This is a genomic window from Motiliproteus coralliicola (genome assembly GCF_003345655.1).
Lineage (GTDB): Bacteria > Pseudomonadota > Gammaproteobacteria > Pseudomonadales > Balneatricaceae > Motiliproteus > Motiliproteus coralliicola.
Genome location: NZ_QQOH01000007.1, coordinates 1 through 11,494, shown reverse-complemented (window position 1 = coordinate 11,494; position 11,494 = coordinate 1). Strand labels below are relative to the sequence as shown.

General features: G+C 55.2%; 11 protein-coding genes. 7 read left to right on the top strand and 4 right to left on the bottom strand.

Annotated elements, in window-relative coordinates; translation table 11 throughout:
• Window positions 1-5: 5 nt before the first annotated feature.
• Both DV711_RS19205 and DV711_RS19200 read left to right on the top strand, forming a co-directional pair.
• Complete coding sequence (locus tag DV711_RS19205; protein WP_341537586.1) at window positions 6-179, top strand: phosphate acyltransferase; 174 nt, start codon at window positions 6-8, stop codon at window positions 177-179.
• Between the two features lie 215 nt (window positions 180-394).
• Entirely contained in the window at window positions 395-874 is a 480-nt protein-coding gene (locus tag DV711_RS19200) for a universal stress protein (protein WP_114697362.1), read from the top strand.
• Between the two features lie 386 nt (window positions 875-1,260).
• On the opposite strand, the gene pdxR is transcribed toward DV711_RS19200, so the two are convergent.
• Complete coding sequence (pdxR, locus tag DV711_RS19195) at window positions 1,261-2,742, bottom strand: MocR-like pyridoxine biosynthesis transcription factor PdxR (protein WP_114697361.1); 1,482 nt, start codon at window positions 2,740-2,742, stop codon at window positions 1,261-1,263.
• A 331-nt stretch (window positions 2,743-3,073) separates the two neighbouring features.
• Between pdxR and DV711_RS19190 the strand changes: the two genes are divergently transcribed.
• Window positions 3,074-4,711, top strand: a complete 1,638-nt coding sequence (locus DV711_RS19190; protein ID WP_114697360.1) for a GMC family oxidoreductase — start codon at window positions 3,074-3,076, stop codon at window positions 4,709-4,711.
• Window positions 4,712-4,783: 72 nt separating this feature from the next.
• Here the strand turns inward: DV711_RS19190 and DV711_RS19185 are convergent, their stop codons facing one another.
• Complete coding sequence (locus tag DV711_RS19185; protein WP_114697359.1) at window positions 4,784-5,572, bottom strand: IclR family transcriptional regulator; 789 nt, start codon at window positions 5,570-5,572, stop codon at window positions 4,784-4,786.
• Between the two features lie 541 nt (window positions 5,573-6,113).
• Here DV711_RS19185 and DV711_RS19180 point away from each other — a divergent pair.
• The 4 genes from DV711_RS19180 (at window position 6,114) to DV711_RS19165 (ending at window position 10,032) form a co-directional block, all read left to right on the top strand.
• The gene (locus DV711_RS19180) at window positions 6,114-7,355 is read left to right on the top strand and encodes a TRAP transporter substrate-binding protein (protein WP_114697363.1); all 1,242 of its coding nucleotides are present in this window, start codon (window positions 6,114-6,116) and stop codon (window positions 7,353-7,355) included.
• Between the two features lie 226 nt (window positions 7,356-7,581).
• Window positions 7,582-8,106: a TRAP transporter small permease gene (locus DV711_RS19175; protein WP_114697358.1), complete on the top strand. Its 525-nt coding sequence runs from the start codon at window positions 7,582-7,584 to the stop codon at window positions 8,104-8,106.
• A gap of 13 nt (window positions 8,107-8,119) precedes the next feature.
• Window positions 8,120-9,394 (top strand): TRAP transporter large permease, encoded by a 1,275-nt coding sequence (locus DV711_RS19170; RefSeq protein ID WP_114697357.1) that lies wholly within the window; start codon window positions 8,120-8,122, stop codon window positions 9,392-9,394.
• 134 nt (window positions 9,395-9,528) lie between these two features.
• Window positions 9,529-10,032 (top strand): Crp/Fnr family transcriptional regulator, encoded by a 504-nt coding sequence (locus DV711_RS19165; RefSeq protein WP_165840174.1) that lies wholly within the window; start codon window positions 9,529-9,531, stop codon window positions 10,030-10,032.
• 39 nt (window positions 10,033-10,071) lie between these two features.
• Here DV711_RS19165 and DV711_RS19160 read toward each other — a convergent pair whose 3' ends face one another.
• Complete coding sequence (locus tag DV711_RS19160; protein ID WP_114697355.1) at window positions 10,072-10,464, bottom strand: DUF3592 domain-containing protein; 393 nt, start codon at window positions 10,462-10,464, stop codon at window positions 10,072-10,074.
• A gap of 126 nt (window positions 10,465-10,590) precedes the next feature.
• The gene (locus DV711_RS19155) at window positions 10,591-10,992 is read right to left on the bottom strand and encodes a hypothetical protein (protein WP_114697354.1); all 402 of its coding nucleotides are present in this window, start codon (window positions 10,990-10,992) and stop codon (window positions 10,591-10,593) included.
• Between the last annotated feature and the right edge of the window lie 502 nt (window positions 10,993-11,494).

Sequence of the window (11,494 nt, the reverse complement as noted above, 5' to 3'; positions counted from 1 at the left end):
CGAATCTGGAAGCGGGCAATATCGGCTACAAGCTGGCGGAGCGGATCGGCAAGGCCGATGCGATCGGTCCGATCCTGCAGGGCCTGGCCAAGCCGGCCAACGACCTGTCGCGCGGTTGCAGTGCCAATGACGTCGTTAACGTGATCGCGATTACGGTGGTTCAGTCACAGACGTTATAAGGACGCAGTCGCAGACGCTATGAGAGCGTCGCGCAGATGTTAAAAGCATCAGAGACAACAAAAACGAGACCAAAAATATCATAAAATGCAAAAAGTGTTGTTAGTGTAGAGGCTTTTCGCTATAACAGAAGCTAACCGTTCCGGCTGGCTTCTCTCTGCTTGTTGGGCGGCTGATCCATTGGAATCACTCCGAACAATAACAAGAGGAAACCAGCATGCTGCCGACCACTAACCATATTTTGTATGCGTCTGATCTAGGCAAGGGCTCTCGCCCGGCTTTTCATCGGGCGGTCGCTGAGGCGATCAAACATGATGCGCAGATTACTTACCTGCATGTGATGGAGCCGATGAACAGCACCAGCGAGGCGATGGTAGAAAGCTACCTGTCGCAGGACTCGATGGCGTCCTTACGCCAGCGGGGTGTTGAGGGCGTCAAGGTCAAAGTGGAAAACCGGATTAAGGCGTTCATCGACGAAGAGTTGGATGGCGTCGAGCTTCCCAAGGGGGAGCCGCTAAAGCAGGTACGCACCGGCCGTCCCCATGAAGTGATTCTGGAGACCGCCAAAGAGTTGAACGTGGATATGATCGTGATGGGGACGCGGACCCATTCGTCGTTCGGCCAGCTGTTGCTGGGCTCCACGGCGCAGAAGGTGCTTCACCACTCCAAGGCACCGGTGATGGTGGTACCGCTATAGTACGAAAGGGAGTGTAATAGGGATAGAGACAGGCTTCGACGTTTCGTTCTGACTATCAATCGATGGGGAAGAGCAAGCGACGGAGCCTGAAGTAAAGCCAGGAAGGCCTGTTTTTAACTCAGAAATTAGCGTGAATTTGTTGTGAGACAGACAGAGTTGCTGAAGAAAAAAGAGGATATCTGGAGCTGGCTTTTTGCCGCCTGGGCGCTGGGCTTCGGGATCTGGTTTTTGGTCGAAGCCGCCAGCTGAGTCAGTCCCTCAAGCTGATTCGAGCTTGGCTCCATTCCCTTACGACTATTCCAACCCACTTGGAGTGGCTGTCCGGCTGCTTCAGTTAGTTCTGTGCTCGTTATCTTTTTACCCTCGATCTTATTTGCTGTTGCGGCCTAGTGAGGCCGCATCTGTTCGATCAGTTCGGCCAGCAACTTGATACCGGGTTCTATCGCATCCGGGTGAATCGCCGAGAACCCCAGTTTGATAAAGTTGGTCGGCAGTCGATCGCTATAGCAGTAGCTCTCACCGGCGATGATCAACAACCCTTTCTGCTCCGCCCGTTGTTTCAGTAACACGGTATCGATAGATTCTGGCAGTCGGCACCAGTAGGAGGAGCCGCCGCTGGGTCGCTGGTAGCTGCCGGGTAGGTACTTGTCCAACGCATCGGCCATGATCTGGCTTCGTTCCTGGAAGTTTCGCACCAGCTTGCGCAGTAGAGCATCGTGATAGCCCTGGGCCAGGAACAGTGCCACGGCGCGCTGATTGTTCAGCGGCGGGTGGCGCAGCATCAACTGGCGCAGATTCCTAGCGGCCTGAATCAACGCTTTCGGTCCGACCATAAAGCCCATCCGCAGTCCTGGCGCCAGGGTTTTGGAGAGGCTGCCGATGTAGAGTACGCGGCCGCTGTGATCCAGACTCTTCAACGCCGGGGTTGGGTTGGCGTCGTAATTGATCTCCATTTCGTAATCATCTTCGATAATCACAAAATCCTGCTGCTTGGCTTTCTCCAATAGCGCCTTACGCCTCTCCAGCGGCATGGTGGCGGTGGTGGGGCACTGATAACTTGGGGTGATATACATCGCGTCGCAGGCGTCCAGATGGTCGCCGATGATCAGTCCCTGATCGTCCACCGGCAGGCTCTGGATAGTGGCGCCGAACACCCGGCCGATATGACCGGCGCTGACATAACCCGGATCTTCGATACCGAAGCAGGACCGACTATCCAATAGCAGCTGGGCCAACAGATAGAGCGAGTGCTGCGAACCGATGGTGATCAGGATCTCATCCTTCAAGGCCTGGATACCCCGGTTGGGGAGAATTCGTTTCTGAATCTGTTCGATCAGCATCGGGTCGTCACTGTCGTAACGATCAGAACTCCAGTCCCGGATCGCCTGGACACTGGCGGCATCGCGCCAGCATTTGCGCCAACTGTCGATCGGAAACAACTCGCTGTCCAACTGACCGTACACGAACGGGTAGGGGTAGGAATGCCAGGTGTGGGCCTTGGTGGGATTGGGTTGGTTGCCGATCTGGACTTTCAGCTTTCGGCTCCAGTCTACCTGGCTGCTGTCCTGGGTCGGCGCGCCGCATGGACTGGATGCTGACGACCCTAGCTTGCCCTTAAGAATGGTCGGATCGACAAAGTAGCCGCTGCGCTCCTTGGCGATCAGATAGCCATCCGCGGTCAGCTCGTCGTAGACCAGCACGATGGTGTTGCGGGCGACATTCAGTGACTTGGCCAGGCTTCGGCTGGATGGCAACGGCTCGTCGATGGGCAAGTAGCCATCGAGAATCGCTTTAACCAACTGCTCGCGAATCTGTTTCTGCAGGGTACCGGCATTCTGGTCCCTATCGAGATGAAAGAGTGCAGACATCGTTCAATCCACCTTATTTGTTTTTATTAACGGTCTGGTTATCGACGGTCGGATCTTTCTGGTTCGCAGGTATAGGCGTACTGCCCGTTCCGAGCGAACAGATCGAATACTAGCATTGAAATATCAAAAAACAATTAAAACGAGACAAAAAATATCAAATAAATAAAAAAATGTTGATTTAATCTGTTTTATAACGATACTGTAGGTATCAAAGGTGCTGTTGGGTGATGTTTTCTGCGAGCAAGTTTGTCTGGTGATCCGCTCGCCGAAACTCAGACAGGGGCTTTGGCCACCAGAAGTTCAAATAAAAATAAGATGGATGGAACAAGTAATGTCTTTAGAAAAGGCCTACGACTACATCGTGATAGGAGCCGGCTCAGCCGGTTGCGTATTGGCTAACCGGCTATCCGAAGATCCGGAAAACAGCGTGCTGCTGTTGGAGGCCGGGGGCAAAGATAAGAATCCCTGGATTCATGTTCCCATCGGTTATTTCAAGACCATGCATAATCCGAAAACGGACTGGTGTTATATGACCGAGCCGGATCCGGGTATCAATGGCCGCCAGCTGCAATGGCCCCGGGGTAAGGTGCTGGGTGGTTCAAGTTCGTTGAACGGGCTGCTCTACGTGCGTGGCCAGAAAGAAGACTATGACGACTGGGCCGCACTGGGGAATCAGGGCTGGTCCTACGACGAGATCCTGCCTTACTTCAAGAAGTCGGAGAACCAGGAGCGTGGTGCCGACAAGTACCATGGCGCCGGTGGTCCGCTGTCGGTCTCCAATATCCGTATCCGTCGTGAGATCTGCGACAAGTTTATCGAAGCCGCCGAGCAGACTGGTATCCCCCGTAACGAAGATAGCAACGGGGAAACCCAGGAAGGGGTCGGTTATTTTCAGTTGACCATCAACCGCAACGGTACCCGCTGCTCGACCGCGGTTGGTTTCCTGCGTCCGGCGATGAAACGGCCCAATCTGGATGTGGCGACCAAGGCGCTGGTGCATCGGATCGATTTCAGCGGTGATCGGGCGGTCGGGCTGGAGGTCAGCATCGATGGGGTCAAGCATCGAATCGCCTGCAACAAAGAGATCGTACTTTCGGCCGGGGCGATCAACTCACCGCAGATTCTGATGCTGTCGGGTATCGGCGATAAAGAAGAGCTGGCCAAGCACAACATTTCGGTGGTGAAGGATCTGCCGGGTGTGGGGAAAAACCTGCAGGACCATCTGCAGATCCGCACCATCTACAAGGTCAACAAACCGATCACACTGAATGACGAGGTCAACAACCCGATTCGCAAGATGATGATGGGGGTTGAATACGCGATGTTCCGCACCGGGCCGCTGACCATGGCTGCCAGCCAGGTGTGCATCTTCACCAAGACCGATCCGGCGATGGAGCGGCCGGATATTCAGTACCATCTGCAACCGCTGAGTGCCGACAAGCCGGCCGACGGTACCCACAAGTTCTCCGCCTTTACCGCTTCGGTCTGTCAGTTGCGCCCGACCAGCACCGGACGGATCGAGCTCAAGAGCGGTAATCCGGAGGATTATCCGGCGATTCATCCGAACTATCTGGCCACCGAAGAGGACCAGAAAACAGCGATCGAAGCGATCAAGGTGACGCGCAATATTATCAACGCGCCGGCACTGAAACCGCTGATCAGCGAAGAGCATGAACCAGGCGTGCAGTTTCAGAGCGATGAGGAGCTGCTCGAGTACGCCCGTAACCGTGCTACCACCATCTACCACCCGACCGGGACCTGCAAGATGGGTCATGACGAGATGGCGGTGGTGGACGACCGGCTTCGGGTCCATGGCTTGCAGGGACTGCGGGTTGTCGATGCGTCGATCATGCCGATTATCGTATCGGGCAACACCAACGCACCGACTATCATGATCGCCGAGAAAGCCTCGGACATGATCAAGCAGGATGCTCAGGCGGCTGCGGTGGCGGCCGTGGTTGGTAGCTGAGAGAGGGTGCTAGCTGATTGAGCGCTGGGGACTATCCCCGATCACAGAGCGGATCGGGGATAGGGCTGAGTTTCAGTCTTCGTCGTCGGCCAGATCGTTCATCAGCGATGCCAGTTCATCCGCCGCTTCGCGCATTAGCGGAACATGCTCCAAGGCCTGTTCCAGCGACAGTCGAGCGGTGGGAGCGTGCATCGCCAGACCGGCATACATCCGCCCCTCCGAATCACGAACCGGAACCGAGACCGCGATCATGCCTTGCAGAAACTCCTCGTTGTCGATGCCGATGCCGGATTTGCGGATCTGCTTTAGCGCTGGCTTGAGGGCTTCCGGGGTGGTCAGGGTGTTATCGGTGTGTCGATCCAGTGACAGCTTGGCCAGCAAGCGGGAGCGTTGGATGCTGCTGAGCTCGCTCAGGAACAGCTTACCGCTGGCGGTGCAGTGTAGGGGAACCCGATCCTTGATCTGTAACTGAACGCGCAGTGGCCAGTGGGTTTCGACCCGGTCGAAATAGATCATTTCGCCGCCGTCGGGAATGGAGATGTTGCAGGTTTCGCCGAGTTTCTCGGACAGCTTCTGCAGGATCAGATGGCGTTGGGAACGGAGGAAGTCATTGTTGCTGAAAACCCCCATGGCGATCTTATTCAGCTTGGGGCCGGGGACCAGGCCGCGTCCATCCATACGCTGCTTCAGGAACCCTTCCTCCTCGAGCTGATTACACAGCCGATGGATGGTGGGTTTGGGCAGGTTCAGCAGACGGTTGATTTCGGTCGGAGTGATCGATTGGGACGAGCCGGCGACCGCTTCGAGAATCTTAAGGGCCCGTACGATCGACGAGTTTCGATCTTTGGAGGAATCGGACATGAAGGTTCCTATCAGTATCAATTCAGCGAGGAAATGTTACGGCAATAGAAGTCTCAATAGTAGCCAAAATTGAATCTTTTATTGGCTGGCGGTCTACATTGTCTGATCTGCCTGCGCTCCGATGGTTGATGGCTGATGGGCAAGGAAAGAGATCAAAAAGTTTCAATAATGGATCTATTGAGACTAAAGGGTTCGTAAAGAGTGTTTTTTGTCGACTCTATGAGAGTAATCTGACAAATTATCGGAATACTTGCATAGGTTTCATCTATACCCCTGTTTATTAACGGGTTTTAGCCCCACTCGGAGCAAACCCAGTAATCATCGGGGCTGCAGCGGCAAGAAGGAGGAAAACCGGTAACGACTGGCCAGTCCTCTGGCTTAAAAGTTACATAAACAAGACAAAACGATACCAAAGTTATCAAAAAGGCTTGTTAAGACGATATTTCTGTGCTTTATTTAAAATGCGATCGGAAATTGATATTGCTCAACTGACGATCAGCAGGTCCCTAACTGAAATAAAAATAATTGAAGGGTATTAATGATGGAGAAGCGTAATAACTCCGTAGGCGGTGAAAAGGCCGTCTCTCGCCGCGATTTCTTCCGGGTGGCTTCCGTTTATGGACTCAGCTCCACCATGCTGGCCGCCAGCGCCTTGGGGAGCTTCTCTCTCCCTCAACTGGCTCAGGCTGCCGAAAGTAATGCCAAGCGCCGTTACAAGAAGAACGCGAAACACACACTGACCTTCGGTGCTTCAGGTTTTAATGAGAAGAACCTGCTGATCGAACGAGCCGGTTGCCTGGACTTCCTCAATGACATCGAAGACCGAACCGACGGCGAGATTCGGGTCGAGTTTGTCGGTGATAACCAGATCTGTGGCCAGCTCAGCTGTGTGAAGAAGACCCAGCAGGGCATCGTCGACATGTTCACCGCCTCAACCCAGAACTCGGCCGGTGGCGCGCCCTACCTGAACGTGCTCGATTACGCCTACATGTTCCCGACCCGGGCATCCCAGTATCACTTCCTCTACCACCCCGACAGCCAGAAGCTGCTGCGTGACCCGCTACGTAAGAAGCACGGATTGCAGTTCCTGTTCTCCCACTGTGAACTGCGTGGCCTGCAGATGGGCCTGGGTTGGAAAGACAAGCCGCTGATCACCAGTATCGATCAACTGCGCGGTACCAAGAACCGGGTTACCGGTACCCAGCTGGGTCGTATCGCGATGCAGCTGCTGGAGCTGAACCCGGTGCCGATCGCCTGGTCTGAAACCCTCGACGGTCTGAAGCAGGGCCTGATCGACGGCGCCGAGACCTGGGCCGGTGCAGTGGCCTACGCCAATATGTCGCCGGTGGTCTCCCAGTCGGTTGACCTGCGCTTCTTCTGCGGTACCGAAGCCACCATGATGAGCGCCAAGGTGTTCGATAGCTTCAGTGGCGAGCTGCAGGATGCGGTGATGGAATCCTCCTACCTGACCCAGGTGAAGATCCAGGCGGCCCAGGAAGCTGCACTGGTCAACACCGTCGGTGCGACCGTGCCGTCACTGCCGGGTACGCTGTTCGATCAGCACAATGTGCGCGTCGCCGCGCTGTCTGATGAAGAACGTGCCAAAGCCGAGCGGATCTGTGCGCCGGAATTCAACCCCGAGCCCTGGACCAAGTGGCGTGAGCGTCTGGACAAGTGGTCCGGCGGTCTCGATACCTATGGCTCGATCCACAAGATCGCGCGCGAAATTCCGCGTGACATGCTGGCCGAAAATGTTGAGCCCCGCCGTTGGTGGAAGGGCTAAGCGCCAGTACCCAGAGCCCGGCCTAGTTTCCAAGCCACAGGCCGGGCTATATCCCATTCGTTCTTTCTGACTTGCTCTACGCAGCGGGTCTCTCTTGTGCCTGATTTTCCGGGCTAAGTCCGAAGATTGAACAATACTGTGGAGACTTCCCGTGAATTCCAGCATACAGGCATCTACAGGATGCGATACCGCAGAGACCTCTCTGCAAGGCGGAGGCCGAAGAAAAATGACCCTAGGTTCGATATTCCGCGCCATCGAACAGAACATCGAGAAGTCGGTGATCCTGGTTTCTTATATCTCCATGGCGGGGATCATCTTTGTCGAGGTAATCCGACGCTTCTTCTTTAATGAACAGGCTCCTTGGAGTACCACTATTCCTATCTATCTGTTCCTGTGGCTGACCTGGATGGGTGCCTCCTACAACACCCTACGCCGCTCCCACCTGCGCTTTACCGAGGTTCGCGAGCGGATGCCCTACAAGGCCCAGTTCGCCTGTCTGCTGATCGACGCGCTGTGCTGGTTCATCATGGGCGCGGTGGTGATCTATTACTCCATCGAGCAGGTGTATATCTCCTACGACAACTTCGCCATCGTCCAGGGCACCGACGATGTGATGCAGTGGTGGTTCTACCTGGCGACGCCGGTGGCCTGGTCGCTGTTGCTGGTGCGGGTGATTCAGAACCTGCGTTTCGATATCCGTGAGTTCCGGGCCGGACGTTCCCTGACCACCCAAGCCGCGCTGTTTGACTGAGGAGGGCAGAGCAATGGACGGAATACTTATTACTCTGATCAGCCTTGGCGTCACCGGCCTGTTTATTATCGGTGTGCCGATCTTCCTGGTTATCTCGCTGTGGGTCGTGGGCGTCAGTCTGGTGATCGATTTCACCCTCGCCAACGTCGGTGTGACCCTGTACGAAGGCCTCAACTTCTACGGTCTATTGGCGCTGCCGCTGTTTATCCTCACCGGTGACCTGATCAACGCCGCCGGTATCGCCAAGCGACTGTCGGACTTTGCCTACTCCTGTCTGGGTTGGCTGCGCGGTGGTCTGGGGATGGCCTCGCTGGGCGCCTGTGGTCTGTTCGCGGCGATCTCCGGCTCCAACTCCGCCACCACGGCGACGATTGGCGGCATCATGCACCCGGAGATGAAGAAGGGTAACTACGAAGAGAAGTTCGCCGCCGCGACCGTCGCCGCCGGAGGAACCGTCGGTATCATCATCCCGCCGAGCATCATCTTTATCGTCTACGGCTTCATGATGAACCTGCCGATCGGCGACCTGTTTATGGCCGGTCTGATCCCGGGGATCCTGATGGTGGTTGCGATGCAGCTGGTCTGTTATTGGGTCTGCCGCAAGAACGGTTGGGGGGTACTGCAGCCGTTCAAGGTCAAGCATGCCGCCAAGATGGGGGTTAAAGCCTGGCTGGGATTCCTGGCGATCGGTATCGTGCTCTGGGGTATATACTCCGGTGCCTTCTCGCCGACTGAAGCGGCGGGTATCACCACCGGTTTCTGTCTGCTGGCCGGGGTTTTCGTAACCCGAGAAATCCGCTTGAAGTCGCTGCCGACCATTATGATGCGCTCGGGTCAGATCACCGGCATGCTGGCACCCTTGATCGCCGTCTCGGTGGTGATGCAGCAGGTCTTGTCGCTGCTCGGTGCCAAGGATTTCATTACCGAGATGATCGGTTTGCTGGGTGGTTACTACCCGATCCTGTTCGCCTGTCTGCTGCTGGTATTGCTGGCCGGTACGGTACTGGAGAGTCTGCCCAATACCATCATCCTGGCTCCGATCCTGGCACCGATTGCCGCCAGTATCGGGGTGGATCCGATCCACTTCGCGGTGCTGTTCCTGATCGGTGATGCGATCGGCTTTATCACCCCGCCGTATGGTCTGAACCTGTATGTGGCTAGCAGCATGACCGGGATACCCTATCTCAGGTTGGTAAAATCGACGTTGCCGTACCTGTATGCCTTGATGGCTGTCTGGATCATAGTGGCCTTCTTCCCATCACTGAGTCTCTTCCTACTGTCGTTCTAAGCGCGACAGTCGGGAGGCTCTGAAAAATGAAACACCAAAGCCGGCCTCTGTGCCGGTTTTTTGGTTCAGCGGACAGCAATGCTAAGCACCCTATACTGAGGGTAGGGATGATTGATCTAGGCGAGGAGGATCCTATGAAGTCGCTAGTTGGGGTGGAAGTACTGCAGCAGCTGGGTATCGATTATGTACGGGATGCCTCTACCCTGGGCGCGCTGTCCGAAGGTGCGCTCCGATACCTGTTCAACAATGGTGAGCTGATCTCGCTGGATAAGGATGATGTTTTGTTTCGGCTCGGTGACTGTGCCGACAGCTTTCATGTCGTCCTGCAAGGCTCGGTTCGGTTGGTGAAACCTCGGCATGATGGCAGTAGTGCCCACATTCGGGATTACACCTTCGGGCACGAGATCGGTTTTGTGGCGATGATCGGGTTGCACGGACGGGTAGGGGATGTGTTGGCAAACGAGCCCAGCTACCTGCTGCGGGTATCCTGTGGCCTGTTCGATGCCCTCCATAATGAAATGCCGAACGATTTCGGCATCCTGCTGTTGAACCTGTCGCGTGAGATGTCGCGTCGGCTGAGGGATGCGGACAATCGGCTGGCAGACGCCGGTGTTGATGATTGGTCTGTCGCTCACTGAAGCGGGCGGATCGCACCTGTTGTTGTCGGGCTTGCGAGATTACTTCAACAGCACGCTGTCTGCCGGAGCTTGCGGGTTATAGAACACGGTCACCGAGTTGCCGGCGGCGAACTTAGCCAGCCAGGATTCGGCTTCTTGGCGGGATTCGGTACTTTTATCCGCGATGGCGAAGCGCTCACCTAGATACTCGATACCATTGACTCGATAGCTGTAACGTACCTTCAGCCTGAAAGTGCTGATTTCGTGTTGCTTGCGGAGTCCGTCGATCTCTTTGTTTTCGATCTGTTTGGATTCGTTCAGCGATACAGCGGCGATGGTGCCGGGGACCGAAGGCCAATCTTTGGCGGCATACTTTGCCTGCATCAAGCCGAACATTTGGTACGCAATAAAGAGTCCGGCAACAATGACGAGCAGGCGAACGGTTGATTTCATAACAGGCAAGCTATCGGCGGCTGAAGACTGAACGAAGTTTACTATATGAAGGCTTGGATAGAAGTACAGATAGAAGCTCTGATAGATGACTGCCTCAGTATGCGGGTGCGCTTGGGTTCGGGGCGGCTAGGTGGATAGGGTCGAGTCCGCGTTGAGAATAATGGTGAGTAACAGAACATAGAGCAGGCCGTTGATTAAAAAGCTGGCGTAGATGTAGATTCGCTTGATCTCGTAGCTGGTCTTAACGGCACCAAACAGCTCGTCACGGTGCAGAATCTGATCGAAGATTCGCTGAGACTTGGTTTGCAGGTCATGGAGCGTTAGCCAGTGCATCAGCGCAAGCCCCAACACGACGGCGATGGCGACGCCCTTAACCGCCAGGGTGGCTTCCAGAAAATGACGGGTTTCCTGCGACGACATCACCCAGCCAATCGAGACCATCAGCGCGGCAAAGGTTTTCCAGACGCTGTTGAGATACTCGGCCTGCAAGGACTTCAAGGCGTCCAGGGCTTCCTGTTCAAAATTCATAGCGCACAATCCACCGGCGAATGGGATCGATAGAGGTCATTTATGGCCCAATCCTGAGTTATCAATGTCCTTGTTATTTACCGTTCAGCATAGTCGATGTGGTTGTTCTACAACGGGTATCTGGTTATCGAGCGGGTAGGGGCCGAAGTTGGATCAGCTCGTAGCCCGAATCTGGTCCTATTGCCGATAGGTCCAGTCCCCTAGTCTGTAACCATGCATATCCGACTTAGAGATGCCATGTGCAGATGCAAGCGGTGTGCAGGCTATCAACGCTCACGAGGGCTGGTCGAGCCTCATCGGTAAGCGAGCAAATAGCGACACACTTTGGCTTTGAAACTTACAATAACAAGGACCTTGAATATGGCACGTATGACCCCTAGCGAAGCCTTTGTCGAAACTATGGTCGCCAACGACGTTACCGTCGCCTTCGGCATCATGGGTTCGGCGTTTATGGACGCAATGGACATCTTCACCCCGGCAGGCATCCGCCTGATCCCGGTTG